Annotated in this window: 28 protein-coding genes; 2 read left to right on the forward strand and 26 right to left on the reverse strand. The window is 62.5% G+C overall.

Features of this window, described 5'->3' with window-relative positions:
- Positions 1 to 180 precede the first annotated feature (180 nt).
- The 25 genes from rplO to rpsL all read right to left on the reverse strand — a co-directional run bounded on the left by rplO (position 181) and on the right by rpsL (position 14,349).
- Positions 181 to 654, reverse strand: coding sequence for a 50S ribosomal protein L15 (rplO, locus tag FJ951_RS13995; protein WP_140515451.1), 474 nt, complete (start codon positions 652 to 654; stop codon positions 181 to 183).
- A gap of 22 nt (positions 655 to 676) precedes the next feature.
- The gene (gene rpmD, locus FJ951_RS14000; RefSeq protein ID WP_006205449.1) at positions 677 to 874 is read right to left on the reverse strand and encodes a 50S ribosomal protein L30; all 198 of its coding nucleotides are present in this window, start codon (positions 872 to 874) and stop codon (positions 677 to 679) included.
- Positions 875 to 898: 24 nt separating this feature from the next.
- Positions 899 to 1,462, reverse strand: a complete 564-nt coding sequence (rpsE, locus tag FJ951_RS14005) for a 30S ribosomal protein S5 (protein ID WP_006333394.1) — start codon at positions 1,460 to 1,462, stop codon at positions 899 to 901.
- A 147-nt stretch (positions 1,463 to 1,609) separates the two neighbouring features.
- Positions 1,610 to 1,969: a 50S ribosomal protein L18 gene (gene rplR, locus FJ951_RS14010; protein ID WP_140501271.1), complete on the reverse strand. Its 360-nt coding sequence runs from the start codon at positions 1,967 to 1,969 to the stop codon at positions 1,610 to 1,612.
- 139 nt (positions 1,970 to 2,108) lie between these two features.
- The gene (gene rplF, locus FJ951_RS14015; protein ID WP_140501269.1) at positions 2,109 to 2,642 is read right to left on the reverse strand and encodes a 50S ribosomal protein L6; all 534 of its coding nucleotides are present in this window, start codon (positions 2,640 to 2,642) and stop codon (positions 2,109 to 2,111) included.
- 92 nt (positions 2,643 to 2,734) lie between these two features.
- Entirely contained in the window at positions 2,735 to 3,133 is a 399-nt protein-coding gene (gene rpsH, locus FJ951_RS14020) for a 30S ribosomal protein S8 (RefSeq protein WP_006205453.1), read from the reverse strand.
- Positions 3,134 to 3,145: 12 nt separating this feature from the next.
- On the reverse strand, positions 3,146 to 3,451 hold the full coding sequence (rpsN, locus tag FJ951_RS14025; protein WP_013895695.1) for a 30S ribosomal protein S14: 306 nt from the start codon (positions 3,449 to 3,451) through the stop codon (positions 3,146 to 3,148).
- 27 nt (positions 3,452 to 3,478) lie between these two features.
- Complete coding sequence (rplE, locus tag FJ951_RS14030; protein WP_140501265.1) at positions 3,479 to 4,057, reverse strand: 50S ribosomal protein L5; 579 nt, start codon at positions 4,055 to 4,057, stop codon at positions 3,479 to 3,481.
- On the reverse strand, positions 4,050 to 4,364 hold the full coding sequence (gene rplX, locus FJ951_RS14035; protein ID WP_006205456.1) for a 50S ribosomal protein L24: 315 nt from the start codon (positions 4,362 to 4,364) through the stop codon (positions 4,050 to 4,052). Before rplX ends, rplE begins: the two co-directional genes overlap by 8 nt.
- A gap of 12 nt (positions 4,365 to 4,376) precedes the next feature.
- The gene (rplN, locus tag FJ951_RS14040) at positions 4,377 to 4,745 is read right to left on the reverse strand and encodes a 50S ribosomal protein L14 (protein ID WP_006205457.1); all 369 of its coding nucleotides are present in this window, start codon (positions 4,743 to 4,745) and stop codon (positions 4,377 to 4,379) included.
- An 85-nt stretch (positions 4,746 to 4,830) separates the two neighbouring features.
- Positions 4,831 to 5,070: a 30S ribosomal protein S17 gene (gene rpsQ / locus FJ951_RS14045; protein ID WP_010909280.1), complete on the reverse strand. Its 240-nt coding sequence runs from the start codon at positions 5,068 to 5,070 to the stop codon at positions 4,831 to 4,833.
- A gap of 11 nt (positions 5,071 to 5,081) precedes the next feature.
- Positions 5,082 to 5,282 (reverse strand): 50S ribosomal protein L29, encoded by a 201-nt coding sequence (gene rpmC / locus FJ951_RS14050; protein WP_006205459.1) that lies wholly within the window; start codon positions 5,280 to 5,282, stop codon positions 5,082 to 5,084.
- Between the two features lie 13 nt (positions 5,283 to 5,295).
- Positions 5,296 to 5,709, reverse strand: a complete 414-nt coding sequence (rplP, locus tag FJ951_RS14055) for a 50S ribosomal protein L16 (protein WP_027026963.1) — start codon at positions 5,707 to 5,709, stop codon at positions 5,296 to 5,298.
- Between the two features lie 27 nt (positions 5,710 to 5,736).
- The gene (gene rpsC / locus FJ951_RS14060) at positions 5,737 to 6,465 is read right to left on the reverse strand and encodes a 30S ribosomal protein S3 (protein ID WP_140501263.1); all 729 of its coding nucleotides are present in this window, start codon (positions 6,463 to 6,465) and stop codon (positions 5,737 to 5,739) included.
- Positions 6,465 to 6,854, reverse strand: a complete 390-nt coding sequence (gene rplV / locus FJ951_RS14065) for a 50S ribosomal protein L22 (protein ID WP_006205462.1) — start codon at positions 6,852 to 6,854, stop codon at positions 6,465 to 6,467. Before rplV ends, rpsC begins: the two co-directional genes overlap by 1 nt.
- 2 nt (positions 6,855 to 6,856) lie before the next feature.
- Positions 6,857 to 7,135: a 30S ribosomal protein S19 gene (gene rpsS / locus FJ951_RS14070; protein WP_006205463.1), complete on the reverse strand. Its 279-nt coding sequence runs from the start codon at positions 7,133 to 7,135 to the stop codon at positions 6,857 to 6,859.
- Between the two features lie 16 nt (positions 7,136 to 7,151).
- Positions 7,152 to 7,985 (reverse strand): 50S ribosomal protein L2, encoded by an 834-nt coding sequence (rplB, locus tag FJ951_RS14075; RefSeq protein WP_140501261.1) that lies wholly within the window; start codon positions 7,983 to 7,985, stop codon positions 7,152 to 7,154.
- A gap of 22 nt (positions 7,986 to 8,007) precedes the next feature.
- Positions 8,008 to 8,301, reverse strand: a complete 294-nt coding sequence (locus tag FJ951_RS14080) for a 50S ribosomal protein L23 (protein ID WP_006205465.1) — start codon at positions 8,299 to 8,301, stop codon at positions 8,008 to 8,010.
- Positions 8,298 to 8,918 (reverse strand): 50S ribosomal protein L4, encoded by a 621-nt coding sequence (rplD, locus tag FJ951_RS14085; protein WP_140501259.1) that lies wholly within the window; start codon positions 8,916 to 8,918, stop codon positions 8,298 to 8,300. Before rplD ends, FJ951_RS14080 begins: the two co-directional genes overlap by 4 nt.
- The gene (rplC, locus tag FJ951_RS14090; RefSeq protein WP_140501257.1) at positions 8,918 to 9,646 is read right to left on the reverse strand and encodes a 50S ribosomal protein L3; all 729 of its coding nucleotides are present in this window, start codon (positions 9,644 to 9,646) and stop codon (positions 8,918 to 8,920) included. The genes rplD and rplC overlap by 1 nt, the downstream gene beginning before the upstream one ends.
- Positions 9,647 to 9,707: 61 nt before the next feature.
- Positions 9,708 to 10,016: a 30S ribosomal protein S10 gene (gene rpsJ, locus FJ951_RS14095; protein ID WP_006205468.1), complete on the reverse strand. Its 309-nt coding sequence runs from the start codon at positions 10,014 to 10,016 to the stop codon at positions 9,708 to 9,710.
- Between the two features lie 66 nt (positions 10,017 to 10,082).
- Complete coding sequence (gene tuf / locus FJ951_RS14100; RefSeq protein ID WP_140515452.1) at positions 10,083 to 11,258, reverse strand: elongation factor Tu; 1,176 nt, start codon at positions 11,256 to 11,258, stop codon at positions 10,083 to 10,085.
- A 65-nt stretch (positions 11,259 to 11,323) separates the two neighbouring features.
- Positions 11,324 to 13,414: an elongation factor G gene (fusA, locus tag FJ951_RS14105; RefSeq protein ID WP_140515453.1), complete on the reverse strand. Its 2,091-nt coding sequence runs from the start codon at positions 13,412 to 13,414 to the stop codon at positions 11,324 to 11,326.
- A gap of 29 nt (positions 13,415 to 13,443) precedes the next feature.
- Positions 13,444 to 13,914, reverse strand: coding sequence for a 30S ribosomal protein S7 (rpsG, locus tag FJ951_RS14110; RefSeq protein ID WP_008875664.1), 471 nt, complete (start codon positions 13,912 to 13,914; stop codon positions 13,444 to 13,446).
- Between the two features lie 63 nt (positions 13,915 to 13,977).
- A complete protein-coding gene (gene rpsL / locus FJ951_RS14115; RefSeq protein ID WP_006333356.1) occupies positions 13,978 to 14,349 on the reverse strand; it encodes a 30S ribosomal protein S12 in 372 nt (123 codons plus the stop codon).
- A 464-nt stretch (positions 14,350 to 14,813) separates the two neighbouring features.
- Here rpsL and FJ951_RS14120 point away from each other — a divergent pair, with 464 nt between their 5' ends.
- Both FJ951_RS14120 and FJ951_RS14125 read left to right on the forward strand, forming a co-directional pair.
- Entirely contained in the window at positions 14,814 to 15,095 is a 282-nt protein-coding gene (locus tag FJ951_RS14120; RefSeq protein ID WP_140501636.1) for a transcriptional regulator, read from the forward strand.
- A gap of 164 nt (positions 15,096 to 15,259) precedes the next feature.
- The gene (locus FJ951_RS14125; RefSeq protein WP_140515454.1) at positions 15,260 to 16,186 is read left to right on the forward strand and encodes a Gfo/Idh/MocA family oxidoreductase; all 927 of its coding nucleotides are present in this window, start codon (positions 15,260 to 15,262) and stop codon (positions 16,184 to 16,186) included.
- Between the two features lie 49 nt (positions 16,187 to 16,235).
- On the opposite strand, the gene FJ951_RS14130 is transcribed toward FJ951_RS14125, so the two are convergent.
- Positions 16,236 to 16,901, reverse strand: coding sequence for an O-methyltransferase (locus tag FJ951_RS14130; RefSeq protein WP_140515455.1), 666 nt, complete (start codon positions 16,899 to 16,901; stop codon positions 16,236 to 16,238).
- Between the last annotated feature and the right edge of the window lie 82 nt (positions 16,902 to 16,983).

Here is a 16,983-nt window from a genome sequence, read left to right on the forward strand (position 1 = left end):
CGCTTGGTCACGCTTGATGGCCCTAAGGTCAGGCGGCGCGTGTCACCGAAGCTCACGAGATAAGCTCCGGACTGTAAACATGCAAGCGGCCGCGTTGACGCGGCCGCCATATTGAACAGGTCGAAGCGCGATCGAAAGCAAAACCGGATCCGGCCTTGCCGACCGCGCTTCAAATTGCTGTTACTCGGCGGCCGCCTTTTGCGGCAGCTTGACCGAACCGCCGGCCTTTTCGATCTTCTCGATCGCGGCCTTGGAGGCCCCGGCGACGTCAAAGGCGAGCTTCGCCTTGATATCGCCGTCCGACAGCACGCGCACGCCGTCCTTCACGCGACGGATGACGCCGGCGGCGACCAGCGCCTCGGCCGTCACGGTCGCCTTCGCATCGAGCTTCTTGGCGTCTACAGCGGCCTGGATACGGGCCAGCGAGACGACGGTGAAGCTCTTGGCGAAGATGTTGTTGAAGCCACGCTTCGGCAGGCGCCGATAGAGCGGCATCTGGCCACCCTCGAAGCCGTTGACGGCGACGCCGGAGCGCGCCTTCTGGCCCTTGACGCCGCGACCGGCAGTCTTGCCGGAACCGGAGCCGATGCCGCGGCCGAGACGCTTCTTCGAATGCGTCGCGCCGTCCTTGTCACGCAGATCGTTGAGTTTCATCTTGCTTCTCCTGCGCCTGTGCTCAGCCCTCGTCCACGACGCGGACGAGATGCTGGACGGCAGCGATCATGCCGCGCACGGAAGGCGTATCTTCCAGCGTGCGCTGCTTGTGCATCTTGTTGAGGCCGAGGCCGACCAGCGTCGCGCGCTGTTCCTTCGGGCGGCGGATCGGCGAACCGATCTGCTCAACGGTGATGGTCTTGGTTGCTTTCTTGGCCATGGTCAAAATCCCTGGTCAGATCGACTATTCTTCAGCCGCGACGGCGGTGCCGCGGCGGGCCTGAAGGGTCGAATACTTGATGCCGCGCGCGGCAGCCACATCCTTGGGATGCATCTGGCTCTTCAGCGCGTCGAAAGTGGCGCGAACCATGTTGTAAGGGTTCGACGAACCCATCGACTTGGCGACCACGTCATGCATGCCGAGCGTCTCGAAGACGGCACGCATCGGGCCGCCGGCGATGATGCCGGTACCTTGCTTGGCGGCGCGCAGGAGAACACGGCCGGCGCCCCAGCGTCCCTCGACATCGTGGTGCAGCGTGCGGCCCGAGCGCAGCGGCACGAAGATCATGTCGCGCTTGGCCGATTCGGTTGCCTTGCGGATGGCTTCCGGCACTTCGCGCGCCTTGCCGTGACCGAAGCCGACGCGGCCCTTCTGGTCGCCGACGACGACGAGTGCTGCAAAACCGAAGCGGCGGCCGCCCTTGACGACCTTGGCGACACGGTTGATGTGGACGAGCTTGTCGACCATGCCGTCATCGCGTTCTTCACGATCGCGGCCGCGGCCGCCATCCCTACGTTCCTGTGCCATATCCTGTTCCTTGTTCTTTTCCGGAAGCACGGGTTGCTGAATGCCGACGCCTCATTGCGGGTCGCCGACGGTGAAAATCATCACTCCCTTGCATGATCCGTTTCGAAAAGTCTGCAACTTTCTGCCGACTTTCGGTCCGGATCAGGCTTAGAAGCTCAAGCCGCCTTCACGAGCCGCCTCGGCCAGCGCCTTGACGCGGCCGTGATAGATGTACGGGCCGCGGTCGAAGACGACTTCCTTGACTCCCGCCTTGGCGGCACGCTCGGCGATCAGCTTGCCAATCGCGGCAGCGGCAGCGGTATCTGCACCGGTCTTGAGCGAACCCTTGAGGTCCTTCTCGAGGGTCGAGGCGGCAGCGATGGTGTGGCCCTTGGCGTCGTCGATGACCTGGACGTAGATGTTCTTCGACGTGCGGTGAACCGACAGGCGCGGACGCTCGCCGGCGACCTTCTTGATCTGGCGGCGGACGCGCTGCGCGCGGCGCTGAGTGGCTTCCTTGGTACCCATGATGGTCTTCCTTGCCTTCAGAAAACGGGGGCCGCCCTGTGCGGTAGGCGAAAGCGCCTCCCGCGACCGCTCCCCGCGGCGTTACACTTCCTGGCTTGGCCCCTTCCGAAAAGTCTGCACCTTCCCGGGGCCAAACCCACTACTTCTTCTTGCCTTCCTTGCGGACGATCTTCTCGCCTGCGTAGCGGACGCCCTTGCCCTTGTAGGGCTCGGGACCACGGTATTCGCGGATTTCCGCAGCCACCTGGCCGACCTGCTGCTTGTCGATGCCGGCCACGGTGATTTCGGTCGGCTTCGGCACGGTGATGGTGATGCCTTGCGGCGTCTCGTAGACGACGTCGTGGCTGAAGCCGAGCGCCAGCTGCAGGTTCTTGCCCTGCAAGGCGGCGCGATAGCCGACGCCGGTGATCTCGAGCTTCTTCTCGAAGCCGTCCTTGACGCCCTGCAGGATGTTGACGATCTGCGTGCGCGACATGCCCCACTTGGAGCGGGCGGTCTTGGACTGGTCGCGCGGCTCGACAGCTATCTCGCTGCCTTCCATCTTGACCAGCACTTCGTCGTTGACCACGAACTTCAGCTCGCCCTTGGGGCCCTTCGCCGTCACGGTCTGGCCGTTGACGGTCGCGGTCACGCCCTGCGGCAGCGAAACGGGTTTCTTTCCAATACGAGACATTTTGTTGTCCTCGTCACTTCTCTTGTTTCAGGTCTCTGTCTTCGGAACGATCCGAAGACCGGATTCCATTTTTTCGGGATCACGCTGCCGGATCAGAAGATCTGGCAGAGGATCTCGCCACCGACGTTCTGTTCGCGCGCTTCGTGGTCGGCCATCACGCCCTTCGGCGTCGAAAGGATGGCGATACCGAGGCCGTTGGCGACATGCGGGATCGACTTGGCCGAAACGTAAACGCGGCGGCCCGGCTTCGAGACGCGGGCGATTTCGCGCACGACCGGCGCTCCATCGAAATACTTCAGCTCGATCTCGATTTCGGACTTGCCGTTGTCGAAGTCGGTCTGGCTGTAGTCGCGGATATAGCCTTCAGCCTTCAGCACGTCGAGGACGCGGGTGCGCAGACGCGAGGCCGGCGTCGACACGCTCGACTTCTTGCGGCCATAGGCGTTGCGGATGCGGGTCAGCATATCGCCGAGAGGATCGCTCAATGACATATTATGTCCTCCTTACCAGCTCGACTTGACCAGGCCCGGGATCTGGCCGTTATTGCCGAGATCACGAAGCGCGATGCGCGATACTTTGAGCTTGCGATAGTAGGCACGCGGACGGCCGGTGACTTCGCAGCGGTTGCGGATGCGGATCTTGGCCGAGTTGCGCGGCATGGCGGCAAGCTTGAGCTGAGCGCGGAAGCGCTCTTCCATCGGCTTGGACTGGTCCATGATGATCGCCTTCAGGGCAGCGCGCTTGGGGCCGTACTGGTCGGCAAGCTTGCGGCGCCTGTTGTTCTTCTCGACTGAGCTGGTCTTTGCCATTTCAGATTTTTCCTTTTCTCGCTGCCGTTACTGGCGGAAGGGGAAGTTGAAGGCCTTGAGCAGTGCCCTGGCTTCGTCGTCCGTCTTCGCAGTCGTACAAACGATGACGTCCATGCCCCAGATCTGATCAACCTTGTCGTAGTTGATCTCCGGGAACACGATGTGTTCCTTGATGCCCATGGCGTAGTTGCCACGGCCATCGAAGCTCTTCGGATTCAGTCCGCGGAAGTCGCGGACGCGCGGCAGCGCGATGTTCACGAGGCGGTCGAGGAACTCGTACATGCGTTCCTTGCGCAGCGTGACCTTAGCGCCGATCGGCATCTTCTCGCGGACCTTGAAGCCTGCGATCGAATTGCGGGCGCGGGTGACGACGGCCTTCTGGCCGGCGATCATCGCCAGATCCTCGGCCGCGATCGAAGGCTTCTTCGAATCGCCGGTCGCTTCGCCAACGCCCATGTTCAGCACGATCTTGTCGATGCGCGGAACCTGCATCTCGTTGTCGTAGCCGAACTGCTCCTGCAAGGCCTTGCGGATGGTATCGTTGTAGACCTGCTTGAGGCGCGGCGTGTTCTGGGCAGTCGCCTGCTTGGTTTGAGCCTTAGCCATTGATGACTTCTCCCGAGCGCTTGGCGACGCGCACCTTCTTGCCGTCCTTCTGGAAGATGAAGCCGACGCGGGTCGGCTTGCCATCCTTGGGGTCGGCCAGCGCGATGTTCGACAGCTGGATCGGCGCTTCCTTGGTGATGATCCCGCCCTCTTGGGACTGGGACTGCTTCTGGTGACGACGAATCATGTTGACGCCGCGCACCAGCGCGGTGTCGTCCTTCGGCTGAACCGACAGGACTTCGCCCGAACGGCCCTTGTCCTTGCCAGCCAGCACGACGACCTTGTCGCCTTTTCTAATCTTCTGCATTGGTCCGGCTCCTTACAGCACTTCAGGCGCGAGCGAGATGATCTTCATGTGGTTCTTGGCGCGGAGTTCGCGCGGAACCGGTCCGAAGATACGCGTGCCGATCGGCTCTTTCTTGTTGTCGACGAGAACGGCCGCGTTCTTGTCGAAACGGATCACGCTGCCGTCCGGGCGGCGGATGTCCTTGGCCGTGCGAACCACGACCGCCTTCATCACATCGCCCTTCTTCACGCGGCCGCGCGGGATGGCTTCCTTGATCGACACCACGATGATGTCGCCTACGGAAGCGTATTTCCGCTTCGAGCCGCCCAGCACCTTGATGCACATGACACGACGGGCGCCGGAATTATCCGCGACGTCGAGGTTTGTTTGCATCTGAATCATGACTGGCCGCCTTCTTCTTTTCTAACGGGACGGGTTCTTCACCCCTCCCCGGTCTGTCCAAAATTCGTTTGTTTACGCCCAGAGATCAGGCTTGGTCCGAAGACACGACAATCCAGCGCTTGTCCTTGGAAATCGGCTTCGATTCCTGGATGAACACCTGATCGCCAACCTTGTGGGCGTTGTTCTCGTCGTGCGCCTTGTACTTCTTGGTCATGCGCACGGTCTTCTTCATCACGGGATGCGTGAAGCGCCGTTCGACCTTGACGACAACCGTCTTCTCGTTCTTGTCGCTGACGACGGTGCCCTGCAGAATGCGCTTTGGCATGGTTTTCGTCCTTAAGCCTTCTTAGCCGCGGACTTTTCCGCAGCGATGGTCTTGATACGCGCAATGTCCTTGCGGACCTGCCTCACGCGCGCGGTCTTTTCGAGCTGGCCGGTCGCCTTCTGGAAGCGCAGGTTGAACTGCTCTTTCTTCAGGCTGGCCAGGTCGTCGGTCAGCTGGTCCTGGGTCTTGGTCCGGATGTCTTCGGCTTTCATGATCAGCCCGTCCTTATTCTGCGATGCGCTGTACGAAGCGCGTCCTGACCGAGAGCTTGGCCGCGCCGAGACGCAGTGCCTCACGGGCGGTTTCTTCGTTGACGCCGTCGATCTCGAACATGATCCGGCCCGGCTTGACGCGCGCCGCCCAGTAGTCGACCGCGCCCTTGCCCTTGCCCATGCGGACTTCGGTCGGCTTCGAGGTGACCGGCAGATCCGGGAAAATACGGATCCAGACACGGCCGGCGCGCTTCATCTCGCGGGTGATCGCGCGGCGGGCCGCTTCGATCTCGCGCGCGGTGACGCGGTTCGGCTCAAGCGCCTTCAGCCCGAAACCACCGAAATCCAGGTTGGTCCCGCCCTTGGCGGTACCGTGGATACGGCCCTTGAACTGCTTGCGGAACTTTGTGCGCTTTGGCTGCAGCATCGTTCTAACTCCAAATTCCTAAATGTCTCAGGCGTTTTCGCGACGACGACCGCGTTCGCGATCACCACCACCACCGCCATGCGCATGATCGCCCTCGGTCGCGCGGCGCTCCGAAGCCATCGGGTCGTGCTCGAGGATCTCGCCCTTGAACACCCACACCTTGACGCCGCAGATGCCGTACGCCGTATTCGCCTCGGCCGTGCCGTAGTCGACATCGGCGCGCAGCGTGTGCAGCGGCACGCGGCCTTCGCGGTACCATTCCATGCGCGCGATTTCGGCGCCGCCGAGACGGCCCGAGCAGTTGATGCGGATGCCTTCGGCACCGAGGCGCATCGCCGACTGCACGGCACGCTTCATGGCGCGGCGGAACGCGATGCGGCGCTCGAGCTGCTGGGCGATCGACTGGGCGACCAGGGTCGCGTCGATTTCCGGCTTGCGCACTTCCACGATGTTGAGGTGCGTCTCGGACTTGGTCATCTCCATCAGCTTCTTGCGAAGCTTCTCGATGTCGGCGCCCTTCTTGCCGATGATCAGACCCGGGCGCGCGGCATGGATGGTGACGCGGCACTTTTTGTGCGGACGCTCGATCACGACCTTCGAGATGGCAGCCTGCTTGAGCTCCTTCTCGAGGTACTTGCGGATCTTGATGTCCTCATGCAGCAGCTTGCCGTACTCGCCGGTGTTCGCGAACCAGCGCGAATCCCAGGTGCGGTTGATGCCGAGGCGAAGACCGATCGGATTGACTTTCTGGCCCATTATGCGGCCTCCCCTTTTTCTTCGACTTCACGAACGACGATCGTGAGGTGCGAGAACGGCTTCTCGATACGGCTGGCGCGACCACGGCCCCGGGCATGGAACCGCTTCATGACGATCGACTTGCCGACATAGGCTTCCGCCACGATCAGCGCATCGACGTCGAGGTCGTGGTTGTTTTCCGCGTTGGCGATCGCCGATTCCAGCGTCTTCTTGACCGTGCCGGAAATCCGCTTGGCCGAGAATTCCAGGTCGGAAAGCGCTGTCGCGACCTTCTTGCCGCGGATCAGCGCGGCAACCAGGTTCAGCTTCTGCGGGCTGATACGGATCGTGCGCAGTACGGCGCGCGCTTCGTTGTCAGCAAGCCTGCGCGGAGCTTTGGCCTTGCCCATGATTATTTCCTCTTCGCCTTCTTATCCGCGCCGTGACCGTAATAGGTCCGCGTCGGAGCGAATTCACCGAACTTGTGACCGACCATGTCCTCGTTCACCGAGACGGGAACATGCTTCTGGCCGTTGTAGACACCGAAGGTGAAGCCGACGAACTGCGGCAGGATGGTGGAGCGACGGCTCCACATCTTGATCACCTCATTGCGACCACCTTCACGAACCTTGTCCACCTTCTTGAGAAGGTAGCCGTCGATGAAGGGGCCTTTCCAAATAGAACGAGTCACTTGGCGTTACCTCTTCTTAGCTCTTGCGCTGATGGCGCGAGCGCAGGATGAACTTGTCGGTCGCCTTGTTGGACCGCGTCTTCTTGCCCTTGGTCGGCTTGCCCCACGGCGAGACCGGATGGCGGCCACCGGAGGTGCGGCCTTCACCACCGCCATGCGGGTGGTCGACCGGGTTCATGGTCACGCCGCGATTGTGCGGGCGCTTGCCACGCCAAACCGTGCGGCCGGCCTTGCCGTCGTTGATGTTGCCGTGGTCCGGGTTGGACACCGCACCGACGGTGGCCATGCAGGAGCCGTGAACGACACGCTGCTCGCCCGAGTTGAGGCGCAGGATCGCCATGCCCTGGTCGCGACCGACGAGCTGGGCGTAACCGCCAGCCGAACGGGCGACCTGGGCGCCCTTGCCCGGCTTCAGCTCGATGTTGTGGACGATCGTGCCGACCGGCATCGAGGCCAGCGGCATCGCATTGCCCGGCTTCACGTCGACCGCTTCGCCAGCCACGATCTTGTCGCCGGCGGCAAGGCGCTGCGGAGCGATGATGTAGGACAGCTCGCCATCGTCATACTTGATCAGCGCGATGAAGGCGGTGCGGTTCGGATCGTATTCAATGCGCTCGACCGTGCCGACGACGTCGAACTTGCGGCGCTTGAAATCGATGATGCGGTACGAACGCTTGTGACCGCCGCCGATGAAGCGTGCAGTGATGCGGCCGTAATTGTTACGGCCGCCCGACTTGGTCAGGCCCTCGGTCAGACCCTTGACGGGCTTGCCCTTGTAGAGGCCCGAGCGGTCGACGATGACCAGCTGACGGGTGCTCGGCGTTATCGGGTTGAATTTTTTAAGTGCCATTGTCCTGTCCTCGCGGCCTTGCTCAGAGACCCGTCGCGACGTCGATCGACTGGCCGTCGGCCAGCGTCACTACCGCCTTCTTGACGTCGCTCTGGCGGCCGATCGTGCCGCGGAAGCGCTTGATCTTGCCCTTGCGGACAAGCGTGTTCACGGCCATCACCTTGACGCCGAACAGCGCTTCAACGGCGGCCTTGATTTCCGGCTTCGACGCCTTCTTGGCGACGTTGAAGACGACCTGGTTCTGCTCGGAAGCCATGGTCGACTTTTCGGTGATCGCCGGGCTGACGATTACGTCGTAGTGACGAAGGTCGGTCATTTAAAGCGCTCCTCGAGAGCCTCGACGGCGGCCTTCGAAAGGACCAGCGTGCCGCGGCGCAGAATGTCGTAGACGTTGATGCCCTGGATGGGCAGCACGTCGATGTTCGGGATGTTGGTCGCGGCCAGCTTGAAGTTCCGGTCGAGCTCGGCGCCACCAATCACCAGGGCGTTCGTCAGGCCCAGCGTCGCGAAATTCGCGATCAGCGCCTTGGTCTTTGCCTCGGTCAGCTTCAGCTCGTCGATGACGATGATCGACGCGCTCTTGGCCTTGGCCGAGAGAGCATGCTTGAGGCCGAGCGCGCGGACCTTCTTCGGCAGCTCGTGCTCGTGGCTGCGAACGACCGGGCCGTGAGCCTTGCCGCCGCCGCGGAACTGCGGAGCGCGTGCCGAATGGTGACGGGCGCGGCCCGTACCCTTCTGTTTGTACATCTTGGCGCCGGTGCGCGCGATCTCGGCGCGGCCCTTGGCCTTGTGCGTGCCCTGCTGCTTCTTGGCGAGCTGCCAGCGCACGACGCGCTGCAAAATGTCCTCGCGCGGATCAAGGCCGAAAATCTCCTCGGAGAGTTTCACCTTGCCGGCGTCCTTGCCGCCCAGCGTTGTGATCTTGAGATCCATTATTCCGCTCCCTCTGTGGCCGGAGCCTCATTCTTCGTGCCCATACCGGCAGCAACTGGGCGGATCGCGGCGGGCTTCGGCGCATTGGCCGGAAGCGCCACCTTGGCGGCGTCGCGAACCAGGATCCACGCACCCTTCGACCCGGGAACCGCGCCGCGGATCAGGATCAGGCCGCGGTCGGCATCGGTCGAGACGATCTCGACGTTCTGCGTGGTGACGCGCGTGTCGCCCATGTGGCCGGCCATCTTCTTGCCCTTGAACACCTTGCCGGGGTCCTGGCGCTGGCCGGTCGAGCCGTGCGTGCGGTGCGAGACCGAGTTACCGTGGGTCGCGCGGCCACCACCCATATGGTGGCGCTTGATGACGCCCTGGAAACCCTTGCCGATCGTCGTGCCGGTGACGTCGACCTTCTGGCCGGCGACGAAATGCTCGACGGTGATCTCGGCGCCGACATCGATCATGTTGTCGGCGGAGACGCGGAACTCGGCAAGCTTGGCCTTCGGCTCGACGGAAGCGGTCGCGAAATGGCCGCGCATCGCCTTCGACGTGTTCTTCACCTTGGCAAGGCCAACGCCGAGCTGAACGGCGGTGTAGCCATTCTTCTCCTGCGTGCGCTGCGCCACGACCTGGCAGTTCTCCATCTGGAGAACGGTGACGGGAACATGTTCCCCGGCATCGTTGTAGATGCGGGTCATTCCCACCTTCTTTGCAATCACACCTGAACGCATCGGTTCAATTCCTTTAGAGTTCCGGGCCAGGGGCACCGCCCCTTACCGCGCTCTCATTCCCTTAGAGCTTGATCTCGACGTCGACACCGGCGGCCAGATCGAGCTTCATCAAAGCATCGACGGTCTGCGGGGTCGGATCGACGATATCGAGCAGACGCTTGTGCGTGCGCATCTCGAACTGCTCGCGGCTCTTCTTGTCGACGTGAGGCGACCGGTTGACCGTGAACTTTTCGATCCGCGTCGGCAGCGGAATGGGGCCGCGGACGTTGGCACCGGTGCGCTTGGCCGTCGACACGATTTCGCGCGTCGAGGCGTCGAGCACCCGGTGATCAAACGCCTTCAGGCGGATGCGGATATTCTGTCCGTTCATGCGTCACTTCCTTGTTCTGGCGCGGCGCGGGCACCCGCGCCCGCGACAGATCGGTTTAAGTCCAAATTACTCTTTGATGGTGACGACGATGCCGGCACCGACGGTGCGGCCGCCTTCACGGATGGCGAAGCGCAGCTTCTCTTCCATGGCGATCGGCACGATCAGCTCGACGTCGACCGTGATGTTGTCGCCAGGCATCACCATCTCGGTGCCGGCCGGCAGCGACACGATGCCGGTCACGTCGGTGGTGCGGAAGTAGAACTGCGGACGGTAGTTGGTGAAGAACGGCGTGTGACGGCCACCCTCGTCCTTGGTCAGGATGTAGGCTTCGGCCACGAACTTCTTGTGCGGCTTCACCGAACCGGGCTTGGCCAGAACCTGGCCGCGCTCGACACCTTCACGGTCGACACCGCGCAGCAGCGCGCCGATGTTGTCGCCCGCCTGGCCCTGGTCGAGCAGCTTGCGGAACATCTCGACGCCCGTGCAGGTCGTCTTGGTGGTCGGACGGATGCCGATGATCTCCAGCTCCTCGCCGACCTTGACCACGCCGCGCTCGACGCGACCGGTCACGACCGTGCCGCGGCCCGAGATCGAGAACACGTCCTCGATCGGCATCAGGAACGGCTTGTCGAGCGGACGAACCGGCGTCGGGATGTAGGCGTCGACCTGAGCCATCAGCTCGCGGATCGCGTCCTCGCCGATCTTCTTGTCCGAATCTTCAAGCGCCGCCAGCGCCGAACCCTTGACGATCGGAATGTCGTCGCCGGGGAACTCGTTCTTGGTCAGCAATTCGCGAACCTCGAGCTCGACCAGCTCAAGCAGCTCGGCGTCGTCGACCTGGTCGACCTTGTTCAAAAACACCACGATCGACGGCACGCCGACCTGGCGGGCCAAAAGGATGTGCTCGCGGGTCTGCGGCATCGGGCCGTCGGCGGCCGACACAACCAGGATCGCGCCGTCCATCTGCGCGGCACCGGTGATCATGTTCTTCACATAGTCGGCGTGGCCGGGGCAGTCGACGTGGGCGTAGTGGCGGTTCTCCGTCTCGTACTCGACGTGAGCCGTCGAAATCGTGATGCCGCGCGCCTTCTCTTCCGGCGCCGCGTCAATCTGGTCATAGCGCTTGTATTCGCCAAAATACTTGGTGATCGCTGCCGTCAAAGACGTCTTGCCATGATCAACGTGGCCAATCGTGCCGATGTTCACATGCGGCTTGGTGCGCTCGAATTTACCTTTTGCCATGTGATGTCTCCATTCCTGCTCGCCCGTACGGGCTCTTAATTAAGTTGCCGCAGCACCCTGCCGGGTTACGCGTATTTCTTCTGGACTTCCTGGGCGACCGCGGTCGGGACCGGCTCGTAATGGTCGAACTGCATCGTGTATGCCGCACGGCCCTGGCTCATCGAGCGCAGATTGTCGACGTACTTGAACATGTTGGCGAGCGGCACCATCGCGTTGATGACGACTGCCACGCCGCGGGCTTCCTGGCCCTGGATCTGGCCACGACGGCCGTTGAGGTCGCCGATGACACCGCCGACATAATCTTCCGGCGTCACGACCTCGACCTTCATGATCGGCTCGAGCAGCTGCACGCCGAGCTTCGGCGAAGCTTCCATAAAGCAAGCGCGGGAAGCGATTTCGAATGCGAGCACCGAAGAGTCGACGTCGTGGAAAGCGCCGTCGATCAAGGTAGCCTTGACGCCGATCATCGGGAAACCGGCAAACGGGCCGGAACCCATCTTGCTCAGCAGGCCCTTCTCGACACCCGGGATGTATTCCTTCGGGACAGCGCCGCCGACGATCTTGGACTCGAACACGAAATCCTCGCCCTCGGGGTTCGGCTCGAAGACGATCTTCACGCGAGCGAACTGCCCGGTACCACCGGTCTGCTTCTTGTGCGTGTAGTCCTGCTCGTGCCTGCGGGTGATCGTCTCGCGATAAGCCACCTGCGGCGCACCGACATTGGCCTCGACCTTGAACTCACGACGCATGCGATCGACGATGATGTCGAGGTGCAGCTCGCCCATGCCGGAAATGATGGTCTGGCCGCTTTCCTCGTCGGTCTTGACGCGGAAGGACGGATCCTCGGCAGCCAGGCGATGCAGCGCGAGGCCCATCTTTTCCTGGTCGTTCTTGGTCTTCGGCTCGATGGCGATCTGGATGACCGGATCGGGGAATTCCATACGCTCGAGGATGACCGGATGAAGCGGATCGCACAGCGTGTCGCCGGTGGTCGTGTCCTTGAGACCTGCGAGAGCGACGATGTCGCCGGCATAGGCCTCTTCAACGTCGGCACGGGAATTCGCATGCATCTGCAGCATGCGGCCGATGCGCTCTTTCTTGCCCTTCACGGTGTTGTCGACCGAGATGCCCTTGGTGAGCTTGCCCGAATAGATACGGGCAAAGGTCAGCGAACCGACGAACGGGTCGTTCATGATCTTGAACGCCAGCATCGACAGCGGCTCGTTGTCGTCGGCGTGACGCTCGATCTCGGCGTCGGTCTTGGCATCGACACCCTTGATCGCGGGCACATCGGCCGGCGACGGCAGGTATTCCACGACGGCGTCGAGCAGAGGCTGCACGCCCTTGTTCTTGAATGCCGAGCCGCAGAACATCGGGAAGAACTTGACCGCGATGGTGCCCTTGCGGATCAGCGCGCGGATCTCGTCATTCGACGGCATCCTGCCTTCGAGGTAGTTCTCAAGAGCCGTCTCGTCCATCTCGACGGCGGCCTCGATCATCTTCTCGCGGTATTCCTCGGCGCGAGCCTTGAGGTCGGCCGGGATCTCGACGACGTCCCAGGCAGCGCCCAGCGTCTCGTCGCGCCAGACCAGCGCGTTCATCTCGACCAGGTCGACGACGCCCTTGAATTCGGTCTCGGCGCCGATCGGCAGCTGCATGACGACAGCCTGCGCACCGAGGCGCGAGCCGATCATCTCGACCGAGCGGTAGAAGTCGGCGCCGGTCTTGTCCATCTTGTTGCAGAAGATCATGCGCGGCACGCGGTACTTGTCGGCCTGGCGCCAGACGGTTTCCGTCTGCGGCTCCACACCGGCATTGGCGTCGAGCAGCGCGATGGCGCCGTCAAGCACGCGCAGCGAACGCTCGACCTCGATGGTGAAGTCGACGTGTCCGGGCGTGTCGATGATGTTGAAGCGGTGCATCTTGCCGTCACGACCCTTCCAGAAGGTCGTGGTCGCGGCCGACGTAATCGTGATGCCGCGCTCCTGCTCCTGCTCCATCCAGTCCATGGTCGCGGCGCCGTCGTGCACTTCGCCGATCTTGTGCGACTTGCCCGTGTAATAGAGGACGCGCTCGGTGGTCGTCGTCTTGCCGGCGTCGATATGCGCCATGATACCGAAATTGCGGTAGTCTTCGATTTTATATTCGCGGGCCATCGTAACTGCCTCTCAGTCTCTTTCGCGCTTTACCAGCGGTAGTGCGCGAAGGCGCGGTTGGCTTCAGCCATCTTGTGGGTGTCTTCACGCTTCTTCACGGCGGTGCCGCGGTTGTTGGCCGCGTCCATCAGCTCGCCGGAAAGGCGGTCGACCATGGTGGTCTCGTTGCGGTTGCGGGCCGCGGCGATCAGCCAACGAATGGCCAGCGCCTGACGGCGCTCGGGGCGCACGTCGACCGGAACCTGGTAGGTGGCGCCGCCGACGCGACGCGAACGCACTTCCACATGCGGCGCGACATTGTCGAGCGCCTGATGGAAGACGGTGACCGGCTCCTGCTTGGTCTTCGACTGGACCTGGTCGAGCGCGCCGTAGACGATGGTCTCGGCAACCGACTTCTTGCCGTCATACATGACGGCGTTCATGAACTTGGTGACGATCAGATCGCCGAACTTGGGGTCCGGATTGATCTCACGCTTTTCTGCACTGTGACGACGGGACATGGCTTTTGTCTCTCAATCTCTCATAGCCCGGCGCAGTCAAAAAAGCGCCGAAGCCGGAAAACCTTACTTCGGACGCTTGGCACCGTATTTCGAACGGCGCTGCTTGCGGTTCTTCACACCCTGCGTGTCGAGCACTCCGCGGATGATGTGGTAACGGACACCCGGAAGGTCCTTGACGCGGCCGCCGCGGATCATGACCACGGAGTGCTCCTGAAGGTTGTGACCTTCGCCGGGGATGTAACCGATCACCTCGAAACCATTGGTCAGGCGGATCTTGGCCACCTTGCGCAGCGCCGAGTTCGGCTTCTTCGGCGTCGTTGTGTAGACGCGCGTGCAGACGCCCCGCTTCTGCGGGTTCTGCTGCATGGCCGGGACCTTGTTGCGCTTCACCGGCGCAATGCGCGGCTTGCGGATCAGCTGGTTGACGGTAGGCATTAAACCCTCTTGTCTCTCAATTCCGTGTCTCGTGCCGGTCAAGGCTCGCTCAAAGCGTCATTTCCATACGCAAATTCGGGCCACAAACCGCGCCTTGCGGTCTTGCCCGAACAAATCGCAGAGGAAGCGGATACCGCTTCGTGCACGCCGGAAATGTCTTTTCGCTCGTAAAACGAACCCTGTTTGAGGCAAACTCCAAAGCGTGTCGCTTCGGAAGGGAGAGCCTCACATCGGTTCTGACTGGGCGGCTTCTACTCGCAAGCCCGCGTACCGTCAACCCCGGAGCGGCAAATATTGCATTGAAGCCGGGGCTTGGCAGCCATGCGTAAACCGCATGTAATTTTCTTTCGTCATTTTGCAAGGGCGAGGAAGAAAGTGACCGGGTTTTGGCTGTTGCGCGGCGCGGCTTCATGCGAAAAAGCCGCATGAACAGTCAAAGCCCCTCGCCGCGAAGGAATCGGCCCGTGAACGACAACGAGGAACGCCCGGTCACCATCATCACCGGCCGGGTGTGGAAGAGAAAAGGCGGCAAGCCGGAAGGCGTGCACGTCATGCTGGTTGCGCCTGATGACGATTCGGCGGTGCGCCGTGCGCTCGAATCGCTGGCGGCGGAGGGTTACGCCGAAGCCGAGCTCGACCAGATCGGCGACATGGAGGGCGAGCCCGACGAGGAGCCGCATCTTTCGGCCTTCCAGGGCGCGCTCGAAGGCGAAGTGTCGATCGTGACCTTTGACGTGCCGATCTGAAAGCGTGCCGGCCCTTGCCGTTCGAATCGCCGCTGAAGCCTTCCAACGAGTGAAAGGCCCACGCTGCAGCTCCGGCAAAGACGGAGTTGACCTTTCGGCTTCGGCTTGTCCGGGGCAAGTGTTCTGATAAGAAGCGCTCACCATCATCCACAGACGGAGCGGCCGTGTCCCAGCCCATCAAGATAGGTATTGTCGGTGTCGGCAAGATCGTCCGCGACCAACACCTTCCGGCGCTCGCCAAGGACCGGGACTACCGGCTGATCGCCGCTGCCAGCCGGCATGGCAAGGTTGAAGACATCCATAATTTTCCCGATATCGAGACGATGCTTGGCGCCGTTCCCGAACTCGACGCCGTCTCACTCTGCATGCCGCCGCAATTCCGCTACGCTGCGGCGCGCACCGCGCTCGAGGCGAAGAAGCACGTGTTCCTGGAAAAGCCGCCCGGCGCCACGGTCAGCGAGGTCGAGGACCTGAAGGCGCTGGCGACGAAACAGGGCGTGTCGCTGTTCGCCAGTTGGCATTCGCGCTATGCGCCGGCGGTTGAAGCGGCGCGGACTTTTTTGGCCGCGACGCAAATCAAATCAGCGGCAATCGTCTGGAAGGAAGACGTGCGCCGCTGGCACCCGAACCAGGACTGGATCTGGCAGCCAGGCGGCTTCGGCGTCTTCGATCCAGGCATCAACGCGCTGTCGATCGCGACCTACATCCTGCCCGCCATGTACATCACCTCGGCCGCGCTCGACTTCCCGGAGAACCGCGACGCGCCGATCGCCGCCCAGGTCGCCTTCCGCGCGGCGAACGGGTCGGCGGTGACGATGGATCTCGATTGGCTCCAGACCGGGCCGCAGAGCTGGGACATTCTCGCCGATACCGATGCCGGCAAGATGGTGCTCTCGGGCGGTGGCTCGAAACTCGCCATCGACGGCCGCGTCGTCCATGAAGAACCGGAAGCGGAATATCCTGAACTCTACAGGCGTTTCGCCGAAATCGTGCGCGCCGGCACTTCCGATGTCGATCTCGCGCCCCTCCAGCATGTCGCCGACGCCTTCATGCTCGGCAAGCGCAATGTGGTCGAGGCGTTCTTCGACTGAACAGCGGCCGTAGACCGGATCCGCGATCCGGTCCGCCTATCGCAACAACTCAATCGACAATCGCTATGGCAAACCCGTCATAGCCCTTGGCGCCGACAGTCTGGATCGCGGTGCCGTCCAGGCGCTTGTCGCCGCCGATGAAAGAGAACGCCGCGCGTGCACCTTCGATGTTGGCGTCGCGACCGTCCTCGTCGAGCACCGCGCCGTCACGGATGACGTTGTCGCAGACGATGACCGTTCCCGAGCGCGAGAGCCGCATGGCCCAGGAGAGATAGTTGGGGTTGTTAGGCTTGTCGGCGTCGATGAAAACGAGGTCGAACGGCCCGGCGTTTTCGGCGCCCAGCGCAGCGAGCGACTGCAGCGCCGGCCCGACTCGCAGATCGATCCGTTCGGAAACCCCTGCCCGGTCGAAATTCGAACGCGCGACCTTGGCGTGGTGCGGATCGAGTTCGAGCGTCACGATCTTGCCGCCGGCCGGCAATCCCCGCGCCATCCAAATGGTGGAATAACCGCCCAGCGTACCAATCTCGAGCACCTTTTTCGCGCCGCGAATGCGCACCAGCAGCGAGAGCAGCTTTCCTTGCGCCGCCGAGACGTCGATCGCCGGCAAGCCACCGTCGCGGTTGGCCGCCAGGACCGCGTCGAGAACGGGATCCGCCTCGAAGAGCGAGGAAACGATGTAGTTATCGACAGCCGTCCAGGTTTTCGTGCTCATCTGCCTTCCTCGATTGTTCGTTGAAACGAAAAGGCCGCCGGGTTGCCCCGGCGGCCTTGTTGCCTGAGATCTCTTGCCGCCG

The sequence above is a fragment of the Mesorhizobium sp. B2-2-3 genome (assembly GCF_006442405.1).
In the GTDB taxonomy this organism is placed as follows: domain Bacteria; phylum Pseudomonadota; class Alphaproteobacteria; order Rhizobiales; family Rhizobiaceae; genus Mesorhizobium.

Bases quoted from the DNA above. Each gene is read 5' to 3' on its own strand.
- fusA (WP_140515453.1), bottom strand. From the start codon at position 13,414: ATGGCCCGCGAATATAAAATCGAAGACTACCGCAATTTCGGTATCATG.
- rplN (WP_006205457.1), bottom strand. From the start codon at position 4,745: ATGATTCAGATGCAAACAAACCTCGACGTCGCGGATAATTCCGGCGCC.
- rpsH (WP_006205453.1), bottom strand. From the start codon at position 3,133: ATGTCATTGAGCGATCCTCTCGGCGATATGCTGACCCGCATCCGCAAC.
- rpsG (WP_008875664.1), bottom strand. From the start codon at position 13,914: ATGTCCCGTCGTCACAGTGCAGAAAAGCGTGAGATCAATCCGGACCCC.
- tuf (WP_140515452.1), bottom strand. From the start codon at position 11,258: ATGGCAAAAGGTAAATTCGAGCGCACCAAGCCGCATGTGAACATCGGC.
- rplR (WP_140501271.1), bottom strand. From the start codon at position 1,969: ATGGGTACCAAGGAAGCCACTCAGCGCCGCGCGCAGCGCGTCCGCCGC.
- rpmD (WP_006205449.1), bottom strand. From the start codon at position 874: ATGGCCAAGAAAGCAACCAAGACCATCACCGTTGAGCAGATCGGTTCG.
- rplB (WP_140501261.1), bottom strand. From the start codon at position 7,985: ATGGCACTTAAAAAATTCAACCCGATAACGCCGAGCACCCGTCAGCTG.
- FJ951_RS14080 (WP_006205465.1), bottom strand. From the start codon at position 8,301: ATGACCGACCTTCGTCACTACGACGTAATCGTCAGCCCGGCGATCACC.
- rplD (WP_140501259.1), bottom strand. From the start codon at position 8,918: ATGGATCTCAAGATCACAACGCTGGGCGGCAAGGACGCCGGCAAGGTG.
- rplF (WP_140501269.1), bottom strand. From the start codon at position 2,642: ATGTCTCGTATTGGAAAGAAACCCGTTTCGCTGCCGCAGGGCGTGACC.
- rpsN (WP_013895695.1), bottom strand. From the start codon at position 3,451: ATGGCAAAGACCAGCTCAGTCGAGAAGAACAACAGGCGCCGCAAGCTT.
- rplX (WP_006205456.1), bottom strand. From the start codon at position 4,364: ATGCAGAAGATTAGAAAAGGCGACAAGGTCGTCGTGCTGGCTGGCAAG.
- rplV (WP_006205462.1), bottom strand. From the start codon at position 6,854: ATGGGCAAGGCCAAAGCTCCGCGCAGGCTTGCTGACAACGAAGCGCGC.
- FJ951_RS14130 (WP_140515455.1), bottom strand. From the start codon at position 16,901: ATGAGCACGAAAACCTGGACGGCTGTCGATAACTACATCGTTTCCTCG.
- rplE (WP_140501265.1), bottom strand. From the start codon at position 4,057: ATGGCTAAGGCTCAAACCAAGCAGGCGACTGCCCAGAACACGCCGCGC.
- rplC (WP_140501257.1), bottom strand. From the start codon at position 9,646: ATGCGTTCAGGTGTGATTGCAAAGAAGGTGGGAATGACCCGCATCTAC.
- rpsE (WP_006333394.1), bottom strand. From the start codon at position 1,462: ATGGCACAGGAACGTAGGGATGGCGGCCGCGGCCGCGATCGTGAAGAA.
- rplP (WP_027026963.1), bottom strand. From the start codon at position 5,709: ATGCTGCAGCCAAAGCGCACAAAGTTCCGCAAGCAGTTCAAGGGCCGT.
- rpsQ (WP_010909280.1), bottom strand. From the start codon at position 5,070: ATGCCAAAGCGCATTCTGCAGGGCACCGTCGTCAGCGACAAGAACGAG.
- rpsC (WP_140501263.1), bottom strand. From the start codon at position 6,465: ATGGGCCAGAAAGTCAATCCGATCGGTCTTCGCCTCGGCATCAACCGC.
- rpmC (WP_006205459.1), bottom strand. From the start codon at position 5,282: ATGAAAGCCGAAGACATCCGGACCAAGACCCAGGACCAGCTGACCGAC.
- rpsL (WP_006333356.1), bottom strand. From the start codon at position 14,349: ATGCCTACCGTCAACCAGCTGATCCGCAAGCCGCGCATTGCGCCGGTG.
- rplO (WP_140515451.1), bottom strand. From the start codon at position 654: ATGAAACTCAACGATCTGCGTGACAAGGACGGCGCGACGCATTCGAAG.
- rpsJ (WP_006205468.1), bottom strand. From the start codon at position 10,016: ATGAACGGACAGAATATCCGCATCCGCCTGAAGGCGTTTGATCACCGG.